The 21,830-nt window shown below is 46.3% G+C and carries 22 protein-coding genes; 18 read left to right on the top strand and 4 right to left on the bottom strand.

Annotated features, from left to right (window positions below; translation table 11 throughout):
* Positions 1-7: 7 nt before the first annotated feature.
* From rpsD to BN3656_RS16940, 12 genes are all read left to right on the top strand, one after another.
* Positions 8-601, top strand: a complete 594-nt coding sequence (gene rpsD, locus BN3656_RS15435; RefSeq protein WP_066550037.1) for a 30S ribosomal protein S4 — start codon at positions 8-10, stop codon at positions 599-601.
* Positions 602-757: 156 nt separating this feature from the next.
* A complete protein-coding gene (locus BN3656_RS15430; protein WP_066550034.1) occupies positions 758-1,720 on the top strand; it encodes a DNA-directed RNA polymerase subunit alpha in 963 nt (320 codons plus the stop codon).
* 148 nt (positions 1,721-1,868) lie between these two features.
* Positions 1,869-2,405: a L17 family ribosomal protein gene (locus BN3656_RS15425; protein WP_066550032.1), complete on the top strand. Its 537-nt coding sequence runs from the start codon at positions 1,869-1,871 to the stop codon at positions 2,403-2,405.
* Positions 2,406-2,612: 207 nt separating this feature from the next.
* The gene (locus BN3656_RS15420) at positions 2,613-3,875 is read left to right on the top strand and encodes an N-acetylmuramoyl-L-alanine amidase family protein (protein ID WP_066550030.1); all 1,263 of its coding nucleotides are present in this window, start codon (positions 2,613-2,615) and stop codon (positions 3,873-3,875) included.
* A 131-nt stretch (positions 3,876-4,006) separates the two neighbouring features.
* Positions 4,007-4,858: an energy-coupling factor transporter ATPase gene (locus tag BN3656_RS16950; protein WP_066550028.1), complete on the top strand. Its 852-nt coding sequence runs from the start codon at positions 4,007-4,009 to the stop codon at positions 4,856-4,858.
* A gap of 69 nt (positions 4,859-4,927) precedes the next feature.
* A complete protein-coding gene (locus BN3656_RS16945) occupies positions 4,928-5,803 on the top strand; it encodes an energy-coupling factor transporter ATPase (protein ID WP_066550026.1) in 876 nt (291 codons plus the stop codon).
* Positions 5,797-6,597, top strand: a complete 801-nt coding sequence (locus tag BN3656_RS15410; protein ID WP_066550024.1) for an energy-coupling factor transporter transmembrane component T — start codon at positions 5,797-5,799, stop codon at positions 6,595-6,597. Before BN3656_RS16945 ends, BN3656_RS15410 begins: the two co-directional genes overlap by 7 nt.
* Before the next feature lie 12 nt (positions 6,598-6,609).
* Positions 6,610-7,371, top strand: a complete 762-nt coding sequence (truA, locus tag BN3656_RS15405; protein ID WP_066550021.1) for a tRNA pseudouridine(38-40) synthase TruA — start codon at positions 6,610-6,612, stop codon at positions 7,369-7,371.
* Between the two features lie 202 nt (positions 7,372-7,573).
* Positions 7,574-8,002 carry a 50S ribosomal protein L13 gene (rplM, locus tag BN3656_RS15400; RefSeq protein WP_066550019.1) on the top strand — a complete coding sequence of 143 codons (429 nt, stop codon included), beginning with the start codon at positions 7,574-7,576 and terminating at the stop codon, positions 8,000-8,002.
* 24 nt (positions 8,003-8,026) lie between these two features.
* Positions 8,027-8,419: a 30S ribosomal protein S9 gene (rpsI, locus tag BN3656_RS15395; protein ID WP_066550017.1), complete on the top strand. Its 393-nt coding sequence runs from the start codon at positions 8,027-8,029 to the stop codon at positions 8,417-8,419.
* 383 nt (positions 8,420-8,802) lie between these two features.
* On the top strand, positions 8,803-9,126 hold the full coding sequence (locus BN3656_RS15390) for a BRO family protein (RefSeq protein ID WP_066550014.1): 324 nt from the start codon (positions 8,803-8,805) through the stop codon (positions 9,124-9,126).
* Positions 9,127-9,882: 756 nt separating this feature from the next.
* Positions 9,883-10,443 carry a type II toxin-antitoxin system PemK/MazF family toxin gene (locus BN3656_RS16940; RefSeq protein ID WP_242963024.1) on the top strand — a complete coding sequence of 187 codons (561 nt, stop codon included), beginning with the start codon at positions 9,883-9,885 and terminating at the stop codon, positions 10,441-10,443.
* Between the two features lie 97 nt (positions 10,444-10,540).
* Here BN3656_RS16940 and BN3656_RS15375 read toward each other — a convergent pair whose 3' ends face one another.
* Both BN3656_RS15375 and BN3656_RS15370 read right to left on the bottom strand, forming a co-directional pair.
* Positions 10,541-10,993, bottom strand: coding sequence for a hypothetical protein (locus BN3656_RS15375; protein ID WP_066550012.1), 453 nt, complete (start codon positions 10,991-10,993; stop codon positions 10,541-10,543).
* Positions 10,994-11,163: 170 nt separating this feature from the next.
* Complete coding sequence (locus tag BN3656_RS15370) at positions 11,164-11,895, bottom strand: SDR family oxidoreductase (protein WP_066550009.1); 732 nt, start codon at positions 11,893-11,895, stop codon at positions 11,164-11,166.
* A gap of 234 nt (positions 11,896-12,129) precedes the next feature.
* Between BN3656_RS15370 and trxB the strand changes: the two genes are divergently transcribed.
* Together trxB and BN3656_RS15360 are read left to right on the top strand one after the other, a co-directional pair.
* Positions 12,130-13,044, top strand: a complete 915-nt coding sequence (gene trxB, locus BN3656_RS15365; protein ID WP_066550005.1) for a thioredoxin-disulfide reductase — start codon at positions 12,130-12,132, stop codon at positions 13,042-13,044.
* A gap of 14 nt (positions 13,045-13,058) precedes the next feature.
* On the top strand, positions 13,059-14,225 hold the full coding sequence (locus BN3656_RS15360) for an NlpC/P60 family protein (protein ID WP_066549999.1): 1,167 nt from the start codon (positions 13,059-13,061) through the stop codon (positions 14,223-14,225).
* A gap of 88 nt (positions 14,226-14,313) precedes the next feature.
* Here the strand turns inward: BN3656_RS15360 and raiA are convergent, their stop codons facing one another.
* A complete protein-coding gene (gene raiA, locus BN3656_RS15355; protein ID WP_066549996.1) occupies positions 14,314-14,847 on the bottom strand; it encodes a ribosome-associated translation inhibitor RaiA in 534 nt (177 codons plus the stop codon).
* Between the two features lie 709 nt (positions 14,848-15,556).
* Between raiA and secA the strand changes: the two genes are divergently transcribed.
* The 4 genes from secA (at position 15,557) to BN3656_RS15335 (ending at position 21,263) form a co-directional block, all read left to right on the top strand.
* Positions 15,557-18,127 carry a preprotein translocase subunit SecA gene (gene secA / locus BN3656_RS15350; protein WP_066549993.1) on the top strand — a complete coding sequence of 857 codons (2,571 nt, stop codon included), beginning with the start codon at positions 15,557-15,559 and terminating at the stop codon, positions 18,125-18,127.
* Positions 18,128-18,222: 95 nt separating this feature from the next.
* Positions 18,223-19,360, top strand: a protein-coding gene (prfB, locus tag BN3656_RS15345; RefSeq protein WP_096807437.1) for a peptide chain release factor 2 whose coding sequence is annotated in 2 segments (ribosomal slippage) — positions 18,223-18,297 and positions 18,299-19,360 — 1,137 coding nt in all. Because the reading frame shifts where the segments join, the coding sequence is not laid out codon by codon here.
* Between the two features lie 170 nt (positions 19,361-19,530).
* Positions 19,531-19,974: an ACT domain-containing protein gene (locus tag BN3656_RS15340; protein ID WP_066549988.1), complete on the top strand. Its 444-nt coding sequence runs from the start codon at positions 19,531-19,533 to the stop codon at positions 19,972-19,974.
* Between the two features lie 47 nt (positions 19,975-20,021).
* Positions 20,022-21,263 (top strand): homoserine dehydrogenase, encoded by a 1,242-nt coding sequence (locus tag BN3656_RS15335; RefSeq protein WP_066549985.1) that lies wholly within the window; start codon positions 20,022-20,024, stop codon positions 21,261-21,263.
* Positions 21,264-21,334: 71 nt separating this feature from the next.
* On the opposite strand, the gene BN3656_RS15330 is transcribed toward BN3656_RS15335, so the two are convergent.
* Positions 21,335-21,754: a hypothetical protein gene (locus tag BN3656_RS15330; RefSeq protein ID WP_066549977.1), complete on the bottom strand. Its 420-nt coding sequence runs from the start codon at positions 21,752-21,754 to the stop codon at positions 21,335-21,337.
* Positions 21,755-21,830 lie beyond the last annotated feature (76 nt).

Below are 21,830 nucleotides of genomic sequence, written 5' to 3'. Positions count from 1 at the left end.
AATTAAAGTGGCAGTAGATAGAGTTCCTGTTCTTAAAAGATGCAGATCCCTCGGACTGGATCCAATCTATTTAGGAATTGATAAAAAGTCTAACAGAGAATCTAAGAGAGCAAACAAGAAGATCAGCGAGTATGGTCTTCAGTTAAGAGAAAAGCAGAAGGCAAAGTTCATTTACGGCGTATTAGAGAAACCTTTCCGTAACTACTATGCAAAGGCTTCCAAGATGAACGGTATGGTTGGTACCAACCTGATGATCCTTCTGGAGTGCAGACTGGATAACGTATTGTTCCGTATGGGTCTTGGACGTACCCGTAAAGAGGCTAGACAGATCGTTGATCACAAGCACGTTTTAGTAAACGGCAAGCTCGTAAATATCCCATCCTACCAGGTTAAGGCTGGCGATGTGATCGAGATCAAAGAGAAGTTCAAGTCTGCTCAGAGATATAAGGATATCCTGGAAGTAACTGCAGGCCGTATGGTTCCTGCATGGATCGAGGCTGATCAGGAGAACCTGCGCGGCACCGTTAAGGAGCTGCCAACCAGAGATGAGATCGACGTTCCCGTTAACGAGATGCTTATCGTCGAGCTGTACTCCAAATAATCCGCTTGTATATAAAGTATTTAAGGTATGCCTGTCTAAATTTTGGACAGGCGTACTTTGCTGGAATGCACCGGTATGCAGGGGGTGCGCTTAAGGTGTTTTCCCCTGCGTTAAACCCTCGATATTTGACATATACCCAAAAAGGAGGGGCTATTAGTGTTCGATTTTGAAAAACCAAATATTGAAATCGCAGAGATTTCAGAAGACAAAAGATACGGCAAGTTTGTAGTTGAACCACTTGAGAGAGGTTACGGTACTACACTGGGCAATTCCTTAAGAAGGATCATGCTTTCTTCTTTACCCGGAGCCGCAGTGAGTCAGGTAAAAATCGATGGCGTTTTACATGAGTTCAGTTCCATCCCCGGAGTTAAGGAAGATGTAGCTGAGATCATTATGAACATCAAAAGCTTAGCAATTAAGAACAACAGCGATACCGATGAGCCCAAAGTTGCATACATTGAATTTGAAGGCGAGGGCGTGATCACAGCAGCTGACATTCAGGCAGATGCTGATATCGAGATCATGAATCCTGAACAGGTAATCGCAACCTTAAGCGGCGGCGCAGACAGCAAGTTCTATATGGAACTTACGATCACAAAGGGCCGTGGCTATGTAAGCGCAGATAAGAATAAAAACGCAGATCTGCCTATCGGCGTGATCGCGGTTGATTCTATTTATACTCCTGTTGAGCGTGTCAATATGGCAGTTGCCAATACCCGTGTGGGCCAGCAGACTGACTATGACAAGCTGACACTGGAGATTTATACCAACGGCACACTGGCTCCCGATGAGGCTGTCAGCCTTGCTGCAAAGGTATTAAGCGAGCATCTGAATCTGTTTATCGATCTTTCTGAAAATGCCAAGACTGCTGAGATCATGGTAGAGAAGGAAGACAACGAGAAAGAGAAAGTGCTTGAGATGAATATTGACGAACTGGAGCTTTCCGTTCGTTCTTACAACTGTCTGAAGAGAGCCGGAATCAACACCGTAGAGGAACTGTGCAACCGCACATCCGAGGATATGATGAAGGTTCGTAACCTGGGCCGTAAGTCCTTAGAGGAAGTGCTTGCCAAGTTAAAGGAGCTGGGCTTACAGTTAAATCCCAGCGACGAAGCATAAGACAGCTTGATAGACCTTAGCCAGTAAGTCCAAAGAAGCATGGCGTGGGTTGCCACTATAAAATAAAAGAGACGGGAGAAAACGCCGGGATCAGTAAGTCCAAGGAAGCATGATGTAGGTGTTCCGTCAGATATGGAGGAAATGAATAATGGCAGGATACAGAAAATTAGGAAGAACATCCGATCAGAGAAAGGCTATGATCAGAAGCCAGGTTACTGCTCTGTTATATCATGGTCACATCAAGACAACTGAGACTCGTGCAAAGGAGATCCGCAAGGTTGCTGAGGGTCTGATTGCAATGGCAGTAAGAGAGAAGGATAACTTCGAAACTGTTAAGGTTACCGCTAAGGTTGCCCGCAAGGACAAAGACGGTAAGCGCGTAAAGGAAGTTGTAGACGGCAAGAAGGTTACTGTTTATGATGAAGTAGAGAAGGAGATCAAGAAGGATATGCCTTCCAGACTTCATGCAAGAAGACAGATGTTAAAGGTTCTTTACGGAGTAACTGAGGTTCCTGCTCAGGCTGCGGGAAAGAAGAAGAACACCAAGTCTGTTGACCTGGTTGCAAAGTTATTTGATGAAGTTGCTCCAAAGTATGTTGACCGTAACGGTGGTTACACCAGAATCGTAAAGATTGGTCAGCGTAAGGGCGACGCTGCTATGGAAGTTCTGCTTGAGTTAGTTTAATCAGAATATAGTTATGCAGGCGGCTGCAGATACGGTCAAAGGTATCTGCAGCCTTTTTTGTTTTTCGGAGCGCGGAAAGACGGTTTGTGACAGTGAGTGTTAGAATTCAGACAGAATAGTCAGAATATCGTAAGTTGACGCTGGTATGCCGATTGAACTATAATGATAATAAGAAAAGAAAAGCGTTTTTATAAGGAGGTTGCGTTGATGAAGGGATTTAAGGGTTTTGTATGTCTGGCATTGACGGCAGCGGCGCTGACTGTGGCGGTGCCGTTTCCGGCTCAGGCATCATCGGATTATAAATATATCACCAGTATTTCGCTTAAAGTCGAAGTTGAACTGGATGCAGGAGATGAGATTAACAGCGGAGACAGTCTGGGTACGTCTAAAGATGATTCCGGCACCAGAGTTTATACCACATCGGACAAATATGATGTTGCTTCCGCTGAGTGGAGTAATGATAAGGATGTGGGGATTGGAGATACGCCCAAGATTACCGTATGGCTGGAGCCAAATTACTCTTCAAACGGCGAGTATGACTATCGTTTCCGAAGCAGCTACAGCTCTGGAAATGTAAATATCAGCGGAGGCGAGTATGTTTCTGCCAAGAAAAGCGGCAGTGATTTAAAGGTAGTCCTGAGAGTTAAGGGCGTAAAGGGTACGTACGAAGCTCCTGAAAATGCTGAATGGGGCAGCGGAAAAGGCAAAGCAACCTGGGAAGAGCCGGATGATACCTCAGGACATTACGATGTAATTCTGTACAGAGGTTCTACCGTAGTAAAGAAGCTGGAAAAATACAGCGGAACCTCCTACAATTTCTATCCCTATATGACGAAAGAAGGTGATTATACCTTTAAGGTCCGCACTGTTCCCAATTCCGACACAGAGGAACGCTATGGAAAGAAAAGCGACTGGACGGAATCAGACAGCAAATATATAGATGAGGATGAGGTATCTGACGGAACGGGACAGGATAATAGTAATGATGTTCCGGGAGGCAGTACCACACCGGGCGGAGGCACTACAGACGTAGGCTGGCGGCAGGATGGAAATACCTGGTATTTTAAGTATCCGGATGGAAATTATATTAAGGATAACTGGCTGAAATGGAATGACAAATGGTATCTGTTTGATAGTTCAGGAAGGATGCTTACCGGCTGGCAGAAGAAAAATAATTACTGGTATTACTTAGGGGAAAACGGTGATATGAAAAAGGGCTGGCTCCAGTCTGGAAATATATGGTACTATTTGAATCCCAATGACGGTGGTCCGGAAGGAGCAATGGTTACCAATAGCTGGCTTACGATTAACGGAAAGACTTATTTTGTGAATGAATCCGGCATAATGGTAGAGGGCTGGTATCAGATTGAGGGAAACTACTATTACTTTTATCCCGGAGATGGTTCTAAGGCAGTCAGTACCTCCATCAGCGGTTTTGTATTGGATGCAAACGGAGTATGGCAGCATTAAGATATTGCTTATATACAGGATTTTTCAAAGGGAGCGGCAAATGAACGGCCGCTCCTTTTGAGGTTCCGGGTATTGACTTATGGTATGATATAAACTAAAATGTAACAAGCTTAGAGGGCAGGAGGAAGCCTATGGGAATCATAAAGACAGTCCATCTGATATATGAATACATCAGACATGATGAAGAGGAGAAAGTTGCGGAAGTAAAGCGTGCCATTGACGGTGTAGACCTGGAAATCGAAGAAGGCTCATTTACAGCCATTCTGGGTCATAATGGCTCAGGAAAATCCACTCTGGCAAAGCATATCAACGGTCTTTTGCTGCCTACAGAGGGAACTGTATGGGTAGGAGAGATAGATACAAAGGAAGAGGATCGTATCTGGGATGTCCGCAAAACAGCCGGAATGGTCTTTCAAAATCCTGATAATCAGATCATTGGAAATATCGTGGAGGAAGACGTGGGCTTTGGTCCTGAAAATATCGGTGTTCCCACAGATGAGATCTGGAAGCGGGTGGATGAGAGCTTAAAGGCTGTCGGGATGACGGCATACAGGAAGCAGTCGCCAAATAAGCTTTCCGGTGGCCAGAAGCAGCGGGTAGCCATCGCCGGAGTCATGGCTATGCGACCCAGGTGCATTATTCTGGATGAGCCTACGGCCATGCTGGATCCAAACGGCAGAAAAGAGGTAATCCGTACCATCCGCCAGTTAAATCAGGCTGAAGGAATCACTGTGCTTTTGATCACCCATTATATGGAAGAAGCCATTGATGCAGACCGTATTATCGTGATGGACGATGGGAAAATCGTGATGGATGGGAAGCCCAAGGAAATATTTTCCAGAGTAAGAGAGTTAAAGACGTATGGGCTGGATGTTCCCCAGGCTACAGAACTAGCATTTGAATTAAAAGAAGCGGGTATGCCGTTATCAGATGGGATACTGAGCCGTGAGGAACTGGTTAAGGAGCTATTACCCCTTTTATAACGAACAGGTGCGCCGGACGGTTTTACGAGCTGTTTGAGCGCTGTCAGATAACGGTTAGGAGAATAGACCATGTCAATAAAAGCAGTTGACTTAAATTATGTATACGGAGGCGGGACTGCCTTTGAGCAGCACGCACTTTTTGATGTAAACTTTGAAATTAAAGATGGGGAATTTGTGGGGATTATCGGTCACACGGGCTCCGGCAAATCAACGTTGATCCAGCATTTAAACGGGTTGATTCGTGCCAGTTCAGGCGCTCTCTATTACAATGGAGAAAATATTTACGAGGACGGCTATGATATGAAGAAGCTGCGTACTCGGGTAGGTCTGGTGTTTCAGTACCCGGAGCATCAACTTTTTGAAATCGACGTGCTGACCGACGTGTGTTTTGGCCCTCAGAATCAGGGACTTACGAAGGAGGAGGCTCTGATCCGGGCAAAGGAGGCTCTGCGCCTGGCAGGACTGGATGAAAGCTACTATAAGCGATCACCCTTTGAACTCTCCGGCGGTCAGAAGCGCCGGGTGGCTATTGCCGGTGTACTTGCCATGGAGCCGGAGGTGCTGATCCTGGACGAGCCCACAGCAGGTCTGGATCCCAGAGGAAGGGATGAGATTCTGGATCAGATTTCCAGACTTCACAGAGAACGCCATATGACAATTATTCTGGTGTCTCACAGTATGGAGGATGTAGCCCGGTATGCGGATCGTCTTCTTGTTATGAACCATGGCAAGAAGGTCTTTGACGGAACGCCCAGAGAAGTATTTTCCCATTATAAGGAGCTGGAAGCAATGGGACTGGCGGCTCCTCAGGTGACTTATCTTGTTCACGATCTGAAAGCGCAGGGAATTGCCATTGACGAGAGCATTACTACCGTGGAGGAGGCCAGAGAAGCCATTTTGACTCTGTGGAGAAATAAAACGAAAGAGGGGACAGGAAAATGCTGAGAGAACTTACACTGGGACAGTATTATCCTGCGGATTCCATTGTCCACAGGCTGGATCCAAGAACAAAGCTGTTTGCTACTATGGTGTTTATCGCTTCCCTTTTTATTGCAGATAATATCTGGGGATATCTGATAGCCACTTTTGTGCTGGCTGCCATAATCCGTCTTACCCAGGTACCAGTCCGCTTTATCCTTAAAGGCCTAAAGGCCATTGTGATCCTGCTGTTGATCAGCGTCAGCTTTAATTTGTTTCTGACACCGGGAGAAGAGATTTTCCGGTTTTGGATTTTCAAGATTACAAAGGAAGGTGTGCGGCTGGCAGCCTTTATGGCAGTGCGTCTGATCTATCTGGTGATCGGTTCGTCTCTGATGACCCTGACGACCACTCCCAATCAGCTTACAGATGGTCTGGAAAAGGGACTGGGCTGTTTAAAGGCCCTTAAGATCCCAGTGCATGAAATTGCCATGATGATGTCCATTGCCCTTCGCTTTATCCCTATTTTGGTGGAGGAAACCGATAAGATCATGAAGGCCCAGATGGCCAGAGGCGCTGATTTTGAAACCGGTAACATAATTCGGAAGGCAAAGGCTATGGTGCCGCTGTTAGTGCCTCTGTTTATATCTGCCTTCCGCAGGGCCACTGATCTGGCCATGGCCATGGAAGCCAGATGTTATCAGGGCGGTGAGGGACGAACCAAGATGAAGCCCTTGCAGTACAGCCAGAGAGATCATGACGCTTACATGATTTTTGCCCTTTATTTTGTGGTAATGATCGCATCACGGGTCTATCTGTAGGAGGAAAATACTATGACGAAGCGTGTCCGCCTTCGGGTGGCATATGACGGAACCGCTTATCACGGCTGGCAGCTGCAGCCGGGAGCCGTTACCATTGAACAAATATTAAATGAAACACTGACAGAGCTTTTGGGCGAACCCATTCAGGTTATCGGAGCCAGCCGGACCGACTCTGGCGTCCATGCCAGAGGAAATGTGGCTGTTTTTGACACAAGCCACAGGATGCCTGCGGATAAGATCTGCTTTGCCTTAAACCAGCGGCTGCCGGAGGATATACGTGTTCAGTCTTCTGAGACGGTAGCGCCAGACTGGCATCCCAGACGATGCAGCTGTGTAAAGACATATGAATATAAGATCTTAAACAGGAAAATAGAGCTTCCAACAGAACGCCTGTATTCCCATTTCTGTTATTTTGATCTGGATCTTGAAAAAATGCAGCAGGCAGCTGTCCTGTTAGTGGGAGAACATGATTTTAAAAGCTTCTGCAATGTAAGAACCCAGGTAAAGGACACTGTCCGGACCATCTATGAGATCAGCCTAAGCCGTACAGAGGATGGAATGATCACTATCCGCATCTGTGGAAACGGTTTCCTTTACAATATGGTACGCATTATTGCGGGAACACTTATCAGTGTGGGAATGGGACAGATTCCGCCAGATCAGATCGAGGATATCCTAAACGCCAGAGACCGGGCTGCGGCAGGTCCGACTGCTCCGGCCAGAGGACTTACATTGATTGGGATGGAATATGAAGAAAACGCAGGAAAAGCCTGAAAACCGCGGAAAACCTGCAAAAAAGCGGTTGACACAAACATTCAGATATTATATAATAAGAAACTGTGACATTGAGGGTAAATGCTCATCCAAAGCCCCGGAGCGGAGCATTTCATTGATAAATACTTCCCATATTTATCACATATAGCAGGGGTACAAGCACCCCATATATAACAGGTTGAGATTAACAGGAGGTTGACCAATGAAGAGTTTTATGGCTAGTCCAGCGACAATTGAGAGAAAATGGTATGTAGTTGACGCTACAGGATATACATTAGGACGTTTATCATCTGAGATTGCTAAGGTTTTAAGAGGAAAGAACAAGCCGATCTTTACTCCACACATGGACTGCGGCGATTACGTAATTGTTGTAAACGCTGACAAGGTAAAGGTTACAGGCAAGAAGTTAGATCAGAAGATCTACTACAATCACTCTGATTATGTAGGCGGCATGAGAGAGACTACTCTTCGCGAGATGATGGCTAAGAAGCCTGAGAAGGTTGTAGAGTTAGCAGTTAAGGGTATGCTTCCAAAGGGACCTCTGGGAAGAAGCATGATCACAAAGCTTCATGTATATGCAGGCCCGAACCACGAGCAGGCAGCACAGAAACCAGAAGTTTTAACATTTTAATGAGGATTGGAGGAAGAAAGTATCATGGCTAGCGCAAAATTTTACGGAACAGGCAGAAGAAAGAAATCCATCGCCAGAGTATATTTAGTACCAGGTACTGGTAAGATCACTATCAACAAGAGAGATATCGATGAGTATCTTGGTCTTGAGACCTTAAAGCTGATCGTTCGTCAGCCATTAGTAGCTACAGAGACTACTGATAAGTTTGACGTATTAGTAAACGTTCGCGGCGGCGGTACAACCGGACAGGCTGGTGCGATCCGTCACGGCATCTCCAGAGCTCTTCTTCAGGCTGACGCTGATTACAGACCTGTTCTGAAGAAAGCAGGCTACTTAACAAGAGACCCAAGAATGAAGGAAAGAAAGAAATACGGCTTAAAGGCTGCACGTCGCGCTCCTCAGTTCAGCAAGCGATAATCTACAACTTAAAAATGCTAAAAAAGCCCGGAAATACGCTATTTTCCGGGCTTTTTCTATGCCTGAAATCACCTGATTCCGATGGTGAAATTTGAGGAAATTTGACTTCAAATTAGCCCATTTTGATGGGTTTACAGAAGGCCATTTTGGAGGGGAAATTAGCCCCATATCCTTGACAGATTTTTGGTAAAAATCCGGCTGAAATGGAATGAAAAACAGTGTCAGGGTCGTTTGGCGAGTTCTGACGAATTCTGCAAAAAAATAATATCAGGTATCCTGTTACATAGAACCTTGGCTCATTCTTTGAAAACGAGAATGGGTCGAGGCTCTAATTTTTTCGCCCGAAAGCCGGCGAGACAAATTTGAGTAGGAGGTAAACAGGTATGACGGATTTCAATCAGAAGACCCATGACACCGATGTGGGCAGTCATGGCGGACTGTCGAGGCAGATGATGGAGGTGTTTGAGAACCAGGAGTTTGGTTCGATCCGCGTGTTGCAGGAGGCGGGCAAGACATTCTTCTGTGCAAGTGACGTGGCAAAAGCGTTGGGGTATGTGAATCCCTACGCCGCAGTGAAACGCCATTGCAGAGGCCCCCTAACGAAACGCGAGGGGGTCGTTCAGAAGGTGCATCAGTCTGGTATCAGTATTCTCACGCTTAAAAGAAGAATCAAACTGGACACTTGCCGATGCCGAGCCGTACATTGAATCACCCATTGCATTTTATCAGGATCATCATCAAACCACGTTCCGCGTAATGGAAGCGTCTGAGGTCAGAAGATTGCAACGGATACCATGCAGGCAGGTGTTGCAGGAAATCTTTGACGGAAAATTTATTGAACTAAAAAATGGTATGCTGCGGTACAAGTAGTAAGAGAAACGAATAGCCAGCGTATTGTGTGGAATGAATCACATGATACGCTGTCCGTTTTTGTTTTAGATGACTTTGGAAACAGGTTAGAGAGCAGCAACAATCATGTGACTCGTTGGGAAACCAACGGGGTATTTTTTTGCCTCAATCCGGCTGTATAGAACACTGAAAAGTCAAAACGAACCGCAGGTAGTCCTGCAAGGACAACCAAAGTGCGCCTACAAGGCCAACACGAAATCGGAGGATTCTTGTTAAACTTACTTTGTAAGGACAAAAGTCCGGATGTCCCTTGAAAACTGAATACTCATTCTTCAGATACATTCCTGTTTGGTCGAGCTTTCGACTGCACGCCATGAAGCCCTTCGGGGCGATAGCGGTTTCGCAGAAGCAAATGCCGGATTGCAACCGGCGGTGGTGTTAAAACCAGACAGGGACAATGATACTTCCGTAATTCGCGGTCCGGCCATAAGGAAGGCGGGATGGTCAAATTCCAATGGAGCAGTGAAGCACACTTGCCGCCTGTGAGAAATTCTACATCTCTGGGGGGATAAGAAAAAGTACAGATAAACCATATTTTCAGAAAGCACTGCTGGGTGCTGTATCAGTATGATACCTGGCAGGCTTTATCCATATCAGTGTATGGAGATTGGAGAAAACAGCAAATAAAAGAAAACTGGTTTTATCGGCGAGGTGACTTATATCTTGCCAATCTCGGTGTTCCGGTTGGATCAAAGCAGGGCGGTGTTCGTCCTGTTGTGGTTCTTCAGAACGATGTCGGCAATTATTATGCGCCGACGATCACGATTGCTCCGCTGACATCGAAAATTGAGAAGAAGCGAAAGCAGCCAACGCATTTCTTCCTCTGTAAAGCAAAGGGACTGGCAAAATCTTCTATGGTATTGGCAGAACAGCTCGACACCTGCGACAAGGTATGCGTGATCCGCTATCTTGGGCGGGTAAGTAAGGGGCAGATGCGTGGGATTGATGAATCCACAATAATGAAAGCATCAAGAGGGACGGCGGGTTTTTCCTTATATGCAAGAACGAGAGAGGAACTGTACCAGAAACCTGTCTGTTCAGCGTTAGTGATAAATTGTTGTGAATACTTCCTTATCAGCGTAAAATCAAGGGATACAGCGATTTTTTTCTTCTAACAACTGTCAAAGACAGGATTATATAATAAAACAAACCGCCAGAAATCAAAATCGATCTCCAGCGGTTCCTGCATTCATATGATTCATTTTAAGCCGATCAGCGCACTCCAAACTTAGTTCCTCTGCGGATGGCACCATTGCTGTTCCACTCGGTATAAACGTATGGGCCGCCGTCAGTTGTGCCGTTTTCAGTAAACTCATGGTTTACGCCGTTGTAATTGCGTACACCTGTCTGCATTTTACAGCTGTTGTTGTCAAAGTAATATACATTTCCATTGATTTTCATGATGCCGCCCTGAAGCTCGCCGGTATCGGCTGCATAATACCAGGTACCGTCTCTCTGGATCCATCCGGTACGCATCAACTGATCGTTGCCGAAAAAGAACCAGTGGTTTTTGTACTGTACCCAGTTATTAGTGCAGTAGGCTCCGTCGCCCCACTGGTATTTTACACCATCTTTTGTTCCTACAAAACCTGCTGCAAAAGATGTCATGGCGCTGCCTGCTGCAAGGGCAAGAGACAGAGTTACAATAGCGAAACGCTTCTTCATAAAATTCATTCCTCCTGTTTCTTATGATTACAATCTCCGATTTCACATCGGGACTGAGGATTAATTCCTTATGCCAAGAGTTTATACCCTGGAGTAACTCCAAGGTCAATGCATGTAAGCCTTTTGTAAGCTTTTGTAAGGAAAATGAAATAGGAGAAAATGTAAGGCTTCTAAATCCAGCCGCCGTCCAAACCGATTACCTGTCCGGTAAGATAGGAGTCTTTATAGCTGAGATGGTACACCAGGTCAGCTACCTCTTCTGCCCGTCCCAGGCGGCCGGCCGGGATTTCTTCTACCAGGGAAATCAGCTCCTCTTCTTCCAGCCACTGGTTCATCTCTGTGTCAATGGCTCCGCAGGCTACGGCATTGACCTGGATACCGCTGGGGGCCAGCTCCTTGGCGAGCGCCTTTGTAAATGCGTTGACTCCACCTTTTGTAGCTGAGTAGGCGGTTTCGCAGGAAGCCCCTGCAAGACCCCATACAGAAGAAATGTTTACTATTTTACCCTGTTTTTGACGGACCATATAAGGAATTGCCAGTTTACAGCAGTTAAAGACAGAGGTCAGATTGACATGGAGCATTTTTTCCCAGTCCTCTGTACTCATATCCTGAAGGAGACCGATATAGGCGATACCGGCATTGTTGATCAGAATGTCTGCTCCTCCAAACTGTTTTTTTACCTGTTCAAACCATTCTTCACAGCATTTCATATCGCCCATATCTCCCATATAGGCCAGACAGGGCACCTGATAGCTCTGGATTTCCTTTTGCGTCTGCAAAAGACGTTCTTTGCTGTGCACACAGCTTATGGCTACATTATATCCCTTTTTTGCAAATTTGACTGCGATTGCTTTCCCGATGCCACGGGATGCTCCGGTGACCAGTACTGTTTTTCTTGCCATACGCAAAACCATCCTTTCCAAATCTTACCCTATTATATCATATTTTGGCAGGGAAAACCATGTATCCCGTTTTAGTTTCCAATGGGATAACGCCATTTTAACATCATCAGATGCGTGTACAGGAATTGTAAGAAATTTTTTCTGTAACAGATTTGTAATTTGTGTTATAATAATAGGTAATATGTAAAAAAATGTCCAACTGTAGACCAATTAATAAGATAAGGAATAGAAAATATGACTCAATTATACGATCTGATCATCATCGGCTCCGGCCCCGCAGGGCTGGCAGCAGCTGTATACGCGCAGAGAGCACGGCTGAACACATTGATTTTGGAAAAAGCCATGGTAAGCGGTGGGCAGGTGCTTACTACCTATGAAGTAGATAATTATCCCGGCCTTCCCGGAATCGGCGGCTACGATCTGGGACTGAAGTTCAGAGAGCATGCAGACCGCCTGGGAGCTCTGTTTAAGGAGGATGAGGTGATTTCCGTAGAGGATGGCCCGGTTAAAAGAGTAGTCTGCTCTGGCGGCATCTATGAGGCAAGGGCAGTGATATTGGCTACAGGAGCCATTCACAGAAAACTTGGGATTCCCGGAGAGGAGGAGCTTGGAGGAGCGGGCGTATCTTACTGCGCAACCTGTGACGGGGCTTTTTTCCGCAATAAGGTAACAGCAGTTATCGGCGGAGGCGATGTGGCAGTAGAGGACGCTATTTTTCTGGCGCGTATGTGCAGCAAGGTGTATCTCATTCACAGAAGAAATGAACTCAGAGCAGCAAAGAGCCTTCAGGAAAGTTTGTTTGCGCAGGAAAATGTAGAGATCCTCTGGGATACAGTAGCCGATTCCATTGAGGGAGAAGGCTCTGTAGAATGTCTGAAGATAACCAATGTAAAGACCGGAGAGAAGAGCGAGCTTGCCCTTCAGGGTGTATTTATTGCTGTGGGTATTTCACCGGAAAGCCGTGCATTTGAAGGTCTGGTGGACATGGATCACGGTTATATTAAGGCGGGAGAGGACGGAGTTACGTCTGTTCCCGGCATTTTCGCAGCAGGAGATGTGAGAACCAAACTGTTAAGGCAGATCGTCACAGCTGCAGCAGACGGAGCAAACGCGGTGACCAGTGCAGAGCGCTATCTTACGGCGCACTAGGAGGATGTATTCAGATGAAAAAATGGAAGAAGGTACTGATCATCAGCAGCCTGTGTACGCTGGCAGGGGTATTTACCGTCCTTGCCGCACCCAATTATGACAATATTGCGGTATCAAAGGTAAGCGGATCGGTAAATATCCGCACAGAGGCCAATACAACCAGCGCTGTCACGGGAAAGATACAAAATGACTGTGCCGCCGAGATTCTGGAAACGGTAGACGGTGAGGGCGGAAAATGGTATAAGATCCGTTCTGGCTCCGTTACCGGTTATATCAAGGCAGAGTATTTTGTTACCGGCGAGGCCGCAGCTGCCAGGGCAAAGGAAGTGGGACATACCTATGGAATTATAAAAGGCGCTGCTACCGTCCGTCTGCGGGCAACACCGGATTTAAATGGAAAGACCTTAACTCTTCTGGGAGAAGGCGCCAGATGCTCTGTTGTGGGACAGGAGGGAAGCTTTGTAAAGGTGGCAGTGGATACGGATCTGGAAGGCTATGTATCCAGCGAGTACATAGAGACAGAGGTGGAATTTAAGGAAGCTGTTTCTTCGGAGGAAGAAAAGGCCCAGGCAGAGGAAAAGGCCCAGGCTCAGAAAGAAGCGGATGCTGCCATTCAGGCGTTGGAGGAAGCGAAAACAGAGCAGAAGTCCGCACAGTTTGCTTCTGCTTCTAAAAATGGTTCCGGGATCCCGATTATTGAGGCGAATCCGGAAAAGGGAACTCAGCAGAATGTGGCGGCGCCTACGATTGCAAAACCTGAGGAGTCTTCCAATAAAGAACCTGACAGTCCGGGAGAAAAGGACAGTTCCAAGGTCGTATCTGCCTCCCGCAACGCAGTAGTTGCCTATGCCAAGCAGTTTCTTGGAAACCCCTATGTTTATGGCGGTACAAGCCTTACAAACGGTGCAGACTGCTCCGGCTTTGTCATGAGTGTATTTTCTCATTTCGGTATCAATACAGGCAGAAGTTCCAGAGAACAGGCTGGCAAGGGAAAGACGATTCCGGTCGATCAGGTGCAGCCGGGAGATCTTTTGTTCTATGCAAGCGGCGATTATATCAATCATGTGGGGATTTATGTGGGAGATGGAAAGATCATCCATTCCAGCAATCCCGCTACAGGTATCTGCTATGCGTCTGCTAACTACAGAACCCCCTGCAAGGCAGTGAGCTTTTTTGACTGATCCATAGATTTTAAAATTAGACAGGAATATCTTGCAGCATAATAAAAGGCCGATCCTCCGCGTTGGAAGAACCGGCTTTTTATTGCATTTAAAACTCTGGTTCAATCAGGCCATATGTACCATTTTTACGTTTGTACACTACGTTTACCTGATCGGTTTCGGAATTTAAGAAAACATAGAAGTTATGTCCCAGCATTTCCATCTGGAGGCAGGCTTCTTCGGGATTGACAGGTTTTACGGCAAATTTCTTTGTTTTAACAATCTGGATCTCATCGTCATATGGAACTTCCTCTTCTTCTTCAATGAAATTCTGAGAGAAGGACAGGGCCGCCTGCTTTTTGTCAATGAGTTTCTTCCTATATCTGCGGATCTGGCGTTCAATGATCTCCTCTACCAGATCGATGGATACATACATATCAGTGCTGGATTCTTCCGCACGGATGGTATTTCCCTTTACAGGGATAGTGACCTCAATTTTCTGAATATCCTTTTGGGCGCTGAGCGCAACGAACACTTCTGTGTCGGGAGTAAAGAAATGTTCCAGCTTGCCGATCTTCTTTTCAACGGCAGCTTTCAAGCCTGGAGTTACCTCGATGTTTCTTCCTGTAATGGTATAACGCATAAAATCAACTCCTTTTTCTGAGATATGTATATTATAACATATTTGTTGTGAAATTACAATCATAATACGATAAATTGACTAATAATTACTATAAATTTTTTATAAAAATTGTTTTTGGGATTCATAAGCAGAATATTGAATTACTAATAGGGCAGGCTTATAAATGTCAAGAGGAAAAGCAGAAAAAATGTAAAAAACATGTAAATTTATCAGATGTGTACAAAAAAACAGGATCTGAAATGGAAAGAAAATTGGTAAAAGCGGGGACTTATAAACTTGTGGATAATGTGGATAAGTCGGTGCATAAGTAAAAAACAACGAAAATAAAAGGAAAATGAGGTGGGGATAACTTTGGGGGAAATGTTTGTGGATAACTGTGGATAATGTGGATAGAAGAAGGAACGAACGTGTGGTTTGTGCATATTGTTAAAAGGGCAGGAATGTACAGGAACGGAGGGAAAAACAGGATGCTTCGCAGTACCGGGGAGGCTGATTGCCGGGAAATGTAAATTTTTTATGAATGAGTTGAATAAATCAGCGTCTGGTGATACAATATATTGGATTATATCATAGCATACTGCGTGCATTTATCAGGGAATAGAGAGTATTTTCAGACAGATTATAAACAGACAGCAGCTTTCCCGGCACGACAGCCGCAGTTTGGGAGAGTATAGACTTTTATATAAGGAAGAAGTTAGGAGAGTAGACCATGAACGTAATTGAGAAACTGTTCGGGACTCATAGTGAAAGAGAACTTAAGATGATCCGGCCGATCGTTGCCAAGATTGAGGGACTGCGTTCTGAGATGATGGCAAAGTCAGACGAAGAGCTGCGCGACCAGACCCGGATTTTTAAAGAAAGACTGGCAAAGGGCGAAACACTGGATGATCTTCTGCCGGAGGCATTTGCTACTGTGCGGGAGGCTGCAAGAAGAACGCTGAATATGGAGCATTTCCCTGTACAGCTCATCGGTGGTATTGTACTTCATCAGGGCCGTATTGCCGAGATGCGTACAGGAGAGGGAAAGACGCTGGTATCCACCTGTCCTGCTTATTTAAATGCGCTGGCCGGAAAAGGTGTACAGATCGTAACCGTTAATGACTATCTGGCAAAGCGAGATGCAGAGTGGATGGGCCAGGTACATCGTTTCCTGGGACTGAGTGTAGGCGTGGTTTTAAATGACATGAACAGCGCCCAGCGCAAGGAGGCATACGCCTGCGACATTACCTATGTGACAAATAACGAGCTGGGATTTGACTACCTTCGTGACAATATGGCCATTTACAAGGAGCAGCTGGTGCTCCGCGATCTGGACTACTGTATTATCGATGAGGTGGACTCTGTGCTGATCGACGAGGCGAGAACCCCTCTGATCATTTCCGGACAGAGCGGAAAATCCACAAAGCTTTATGAGGTCTGCGATGTACTGGCCCGTCAGCTGGAGCGCGGAACGGTTTCCAAGGAATTTTCCAAGATTGATGCCATTATGGGTGAGGAGATTGAGGAGACCGGCGATTTCGTAGTTGATGAGAAGGATAAGGTAGTAAACCTTACGGAGCAGGGTGTGAAAAAGGTAGAGGAATATTTCCACATTGATAACCTTGCAGATCCGGAAAATCTGGAGATCCAGCACAATATCATTCTGGCTCTGCGCGCCAATAACCTGATGTTCAGAGATAAGGATTACGTGGTAAAGGACGATGAGGTACTGATCGTAGATGAGTTTACAGGACGTATCATGCCGGGCCGCCGCTATTCCGACGGACTTCATCAGGCAATCGAGGCAAAGGAGCATGTAAATGTGCGCCGTGAAAGCCGTACACTGGCTACCATCACCTTCCAGAATTTCTTCAACAAGTTCAATAAGAAGGCAGGTATGACCGGTACTGCTCTTACGGAGGAGAAAGAATTCCGCAATACCTATGGCATGGATGCCATTGCTATTCCAACTAACCGTCCCATTCAGCGTAAGGATCTGGATGATGCGGTATACAAGACAAAGAAGGAAAAATACAAAGCAGTTGTAGATGAGGTGGTAAAAGCCCATGAAAAGGGACAGCCTGTATTGGTTGGTACCATTACCATTGAAACTTCTGAGCTTTTAAGCAAGATGCTCACAAAGAGAGGCATTCCTCATAAAGTTCTTAACGCTAAATTCCATGAGCTTGAGGCCGAGATCGTGGCAGATGCAGGTATCCACGGCTCCGTTACCATTGCTACGAATATGGCTGGCCGTGGTACGGATATTAAGCTGGATGACGAGTCAAAGGCTCTGGGCGGCTTAAAGATCATCGGTACCGAGCGCCATGAGTCCCGCCGTATTGATAATCAGCTCCGCGGCCGTTCCGGCCGTCAGGGCGATCCGGGTGAGTCCAGATTCTATCTGTCTCTGGAGGATGACCTGCTGCGTCTCTTCGGTTCAGACCGTCTGATGCATATGTTTGAGGCCATGGGCGTGCCGGAGGGCGAGCAGATTGAGCACAAGATGCTGTCAAATGCCATTGAGAAGGCACAGATGAAGATCGAGGGCAATAACTACGGTATCCGTGAGCAGCTCTTAAAGTTCGATGAGGTGAACAATGAGCAGCGAGAGGTTATTTATCAGGAGCGCCGTAAGGTGCTGGACGGCGACAATATGCGCGATCTGATTCTTAAGATGATCACAGAGATCGTAGAAAATGCCGTGGATATGTCCATTGCAGATGATCAGACTCCGGATAAGTGGGATTTAAAGGAATTAAACAGCCTTCTTCTCCCTGTGATTCCCTTAAAGCCGGTGATGCTTACGGATGAGCAGAAGAAGTCCATGAAGAAAAATGAATTAAAGCACAGCATCAAGGAAGCTGCCATTAAGCTGTATGAAACAAAGGAGGCAGAGTATCCGGATGCCGAGCAGATCCGTGAGATCGAGCGCGTAGTCCTTTTAAAGGTAATTGACAATAAGTGGATGGCTCATCTGGATGACATGGACGCTCTCCGCGAGGGCATCGGCCTTCAGGCATACGGTCAGAGAGATCCGGTGGTTGAATATAAGATGCAGGGCTATGAAATGTATGAAGCTATGATGGCTTCCATTCAGGAGGAGACCGTTCGCATCCTGTTCCATATCCGCGTAGAGCAGAAGGTAGAGCGCGAGCCTGCTGCCAAGGTGACAGGTACCAATAAGGATGCGGTTCCTGTAGCGCCCCAGAAGAGAGCTGAGCAGAAGATCTATCCGAATGATCCCTGTCCCTGCGGCTCCGGCAAGAAGTATAAGCAGTGCTGCGGACGCATTAAATAGTGCGCAGTCATTTATAAATGATCAAAAGTAACTATTCCTCCGATGGGAGAACTGAATAGTTGCCATTAAAATATAAAAAGAAAGCGGGTGAAGCTGTGGTTGAGTTAGATAATTTCAAATATACGTTATCAACGTATGACAAACCATTAGTGGAAGTGAGGGATTCACTTTGACCTGGATAACAAGGTCAGACGAATCAACGAATTAGACCGGTCGATGGAGGAGCCGGGGTTCTGGGATGATCCCGACCGTTCCACCAGACTGGTGAGAGAAGCAAAGAATTTAAAGGATGAGGTGGGAACCTTCCGCGAGCTGGAGCAGGAGTATGAGGATATTCAGGTTATGATCCAGATGGGGTATGAGGAAAATGACCCTTCTGTGATCCCGGATATCCAGGAGATGCTGGATCATTTTACAGAAACTCTGGAAAAAATGCGGATGAAGCTCCTTCTTTCTGGCGAGTATGACAGCTATGACGCGATCCTGCGTCTGAATGCGGGAGCCGGAGGCACAGAGTCTTGTGACTGGTGCAGTATGCTGTACCGTATGTACTGCCGCTGGGCAGAGAAAAAGGGATTTAAGTTAGAAGTTCTGGATTATCTGGACGGCGATGAGGCGGGCATTAAGTCTGTTACCATCCAGATCAGCGGAGACAATGCCTACGGTTATCTGCGTTCCGAGCACGGAGTCCACCGCCTAGTGCGCATTTCTCCCTTCAATGCGGCGGGAAAACGCCAGACATCCTTTGTATCCTGTGATGTGATGCCGGATATCAAAGAAGATATTGATATTGAGATCAATCCCGATGATATCCGTATCGATACCTACCGTTCCAGCGGTGCCGGCGGACAGCATATCAATAAAACATCTTCAGCTATCCGTATTACTCATTATCCCACCGGAATTGTGGTAACCTGTCAGAATGAGCGTTCCCAGTTCCAGAATAAGGATAAGGCTATGCAGATGTTAAAGGCAAAGCTGTATATGCTGCGCCAGGAGGAGCAGGCAGCTAAGGCTGCAGGTATCCGCGGAGACGTAAAGGACAACGGTTGGGGAAGCCAGATCCGTTCCTATGTGCTCCAGCCTTATACCATGGTAAAGGATCTGCGCACCGGAGAGGAAACGGGCAACGTAGACGCCGTGCTGGACGGTGGACTGGATCCCTTTATCAGTGCTTACCTGCGCTGGATGAGTCTGGGATGTCCAGATCGGAATTCACGCACAGAAGATTAAAAACAGAGAATAATACTGGAAAAGCCGGGCAATAGTCCGGCTTTTTTCTGACTTCATTTAAATTCCGGAGAAAAACAGTTGCATTTCTATGGAAAATATGATACCATCTTCCACGTGGGTACATATGTACATCTGATGCGGACACAAAAAAGGAAGGAAGACAAGAGTACATGGAAGACAAAAGCAAGTATTTTGTGGTGAAGCAGAAAGCTGTTCCTGAGGTACTTTTAAAGGTGGTGGAGGCGAAGAAGCTCCTTGAAAGCGAACGCGCGATTACAGTTCAGGAGGCCACAGACAAGGTGGGGATCAGCCGCAGCTCCTTCTACAAGTACAAGGATGATATTTTTCCTTTTTATGATAATACGAAGGGAAAGACCATCACTCTGGTGGTACAGATGGATGATGAACAGGGGCTTTTAAGCGACCTTCTTCATGTAGTTGCTGTTTACCGGGCCAATATTCTGACAATCCATCAGAGTATTCCTGTAAATGGAGTGGCTACGCTGACGCTTAGTGTAGAGATCCGCGAGAATACGGGAAATGTTTCCGGTATGATCGAGGAGCTTGAAAATCTAAATGGAATCCATTATGTAAAAATATTGGCAAGAGAATAGGCCTGTATTTTCAGGGAGAAGTATAAAAAGGCAGGGAGCAGAGGATTATGATTAAGACAGCAGTAATGGGATATGGAACTATTGGCTCCGGTGTGACGGAGATTCTGGCAGAAAATCGGGATGTGATCGCTGCACAGGCAGGGCAGGAGATAGAGCTGAAGTATGTGCTGGATCTGCGGGAGTTTCCCGACAGCCCCATCGCAGATAAGGTGATCCATGAGTTTAAGCTCATTGAAGAGGATCCGGAGATTCAGATCGTGGTGGAAACCATGGGAGGTCTAAATCCGGCGTATCCGTTTGTAAAGGCCTGCCTGATGGCAGGAAAGCATGTTGTTACTTCCAATAAGGCTCTGGTAGCTGCTCACGGCACAGAACTTCTTGCCATTGCGCGAAAAAAGAAGGTAAATTTCTTTTTTGAGGCCAGCGTGGGAGGCGGAATCCCTATTATCCGTCCTCTGTATCATTGTCTGATGGGAGAACGCATTGAGGAGATTACGGGCATTTTAAACGGTACGACCAACTATATTCTTACAAAGATGGATAAAGAGGGAGATACTTTTGAAAATGCTTTAAGAGAGGCTCAAAATCTGGGATATGCGGAGCGCAATCCGGAGGCGGACGTAGAAGGCTATGACACCTGCCGCAAGATTGCCATTCTTACAGCCATGGCTGCAGGCAAAGAGGTGGATTATCAGGATATCTACACAGAAGGAATTACAAAGATCACAGATGTTGATTTTAAATATGCGGAGAAAATGGGCGTTTCCATAAAGCTGTTCGGCACCAGCCGCATCAGAGACGGAAAGGTAAGTGCCTATGTGGCTCCGGTAATGATAAACAGCAGTCATCCTCTATATGGAGTAAGAGACGTATTTAACGGTATTATGGTCCGCGGAAATATGCTTGGCGTGTCTATGTTTTACGGCAGCGGAGCGGGAAAGCTCCCTACAGCCAGCGCAGTGATTGCAGATATCATTGAGGCTGCTCAGAACCTGAAGAAAAATGTTCCTATGGGATGGGGAAATGAAAAGCAGACCATAGAGCCAATGGAGAATATGCGTTTTCGTTACTTTGTTCGTTTGGCAGGTTCCTTCCGCAATAAGGAACAGGATATCAGGCGTATTTTCGGCCATACGGAGGTCATCGAGCTTTACGGAATGGATGAATTTGCCGTTCTCACCCCGGAGATGGAGGAGGGCGCGTTCCGACAGGCTGTAGCGGCCTATGATGCGCTTGCAGAGGCACACTCGGATTTTGGAATCAAACAGACCATCCGGGCTATGATGTAGAGTTGAATACAGATAATAAAAACTTCTGCCAATGTGAAAACGGCAGAAGTTTTTTTAAACATTTTTAAAAATCAGTGTACCGGAGGCTGTGCCTGTTGGAGCTGTTCCATAAGGCGCTGCTGGAACTGGTAGAGGAACTGATTGATCTGTGGACCCTTCACCGGATCGCGCAGCAGATCATAAAACTGGATCAGCTGAGAGAAAAAGAAAAAGGTCAGCATAATAGCAAAACCGCTTAAAAGGATTCCGGCAATGGCCTTGGGCGGAAGGGTTTTGCGGGGGCTGGGATCTGCATTCCGGGCCATAAGGGCCAGGACAATGCCGCCTGCGCCGCAGATCAGGCCTGCAGGATAATTACCGCCGATTAAAAGAGAAACAGGCAGATAAAACAGGCTTAAGACAACGCCGATGATACCGCAGATCAGAGAGCATACGGCAAATTTCTCCGAGGGAGCAGGTGCATTCTTTTGTTTTTTATAGATATTGTTCATGATATTAAATGCAATAGCCTTTCTTTGAGATAGTGATAGTCAACATGGCTTATTCTAACATGAAAAATTCATCCTG

The organism is Clostridium sp. AT4 (assembly GCF_001517625.2).
Lineage (GTDB): Bacteria > Bacillota > Clostridia > Lachnospirales > Lachnospiraceae > Enterocloster.
This window is presented reverse-complemented; position numbering and strand designations above follow the sequence as displayed.

Coding starts and splice junctions, on each gene's coding strand:
- BN3656_RS15340 (WP_066549988.1), top strand. CDS start 19,531: ATGGAAGACAAAAGCAAGTATTTTGTGGTGAAGCAGAAAGCTGTTCCT.
- secA (WP_066549993.1), top strand. CDS start 15,557: ATGAACGTAATTGAGAAACTGTTCGGGACTCATAGTGAAAGAGAACTT.
- BN3656_RS15425 (WP_066550032.1), top strand. CDS start 1,869: ATGGCAGGATACAGAAAATTAGGAAGAACATCCGATCAGAGAAAGGCT.
- raiA (WP_066549996.1), bottom strand. CDS start 14,847: ATGCGTTATACCATTACAGGAAGAAACATCGAGGTAACTCCAGGCTTG.
- trxB (WP_066550005.1), top strand. CDS start 12,130: ATGACTCAATTATACGATCTGATCATCATCGGCTCCGGCCCCGCAGGG.
- BN3656_RS15410 (WP_066550024.1), top strand. CDS start 5,797: ATGCTGAGAGAACTTACACTGGGACAGTATTATCCTGCGGATTCCATT.
- rplM (WP_066550019.1), top strand. CDS start 7,574: ATGAAGAGTTTTATGGCTAGTCCAGCGACAATTGAGAGAAAATGGTAT.
- BN3656_RS15420 (WP_066550030.1), top strand. CDS start 2,613: ATGAAGGGATTTAAGGGTTTTGTATGTCTGGCATTGACGGCAGCGGCG.
- BN3656_RS15330 (WP_066549977.1), bottom strand. CDS start 21,754: ATGAACAATATCTATAAAAAACAAAAGAATGCACCTGCTCCCTCGGAG.
- BN3656_RS15370 (WP_066550009.1), bottom strand. CDS start 11,895: ATGGCAAGAAAAACAGTACTGGTCACCGGAGCATCCCGTGGCATCGGG.
- rpsI (WP_066550017.1), top strand. CDS start 8,027: ATGGCTAGCGCAAAATTTTACGGAACAGGCAGAAGAAAGAAATCCATC.
- BN3656_RS16950 (WP_066550028.1), top strand. CDS start 4,007: ATGGGAATCATAAAGACAGTCCATCTGATATATGAATACATCAGACAT.
- BN3656_RS15375 (WP_066550012.1), bottom strand. CDS start 10,993: ATGAAGAAGCGTTTCGCTATTGTAACTCTGTCTCTTGCCCTTGCAGCA.
- BN3656_RS16945 (WP_066550026.1), top strand. CDS start 4,928: ATGTCAATAAAAGCAGTTGACTTAAATTATGTATACGGAGGCGGGACT.
- BN3656_RS15360 (WP_066549999.1), top strand. CDS start 13,059: ATGAAAAAATGGAAGAAGGTACTGATCATCAGCAGCCTGTGTACGCTG.
- BN3656_RS15335 (WP_066549985.1), top strand. CDS start 20,022: ATGATTAAGACAGCAGTAATGGGATATGGAACTATTGGCTCCGGTGTG.
- BN3656_RS15390 (WP_066550014.1), top strand. CDS start 8,803: ATGACGGATTTCAATCAGAAGACCCATGACACCGATGTGGGCAGTCAT.
- truA (WP_066550021.1), top strand. CDS start 6,610: ATGACGAAGCGTGTCCGCCTTCGGGTGGCATATGACGGAACCGCTTAT.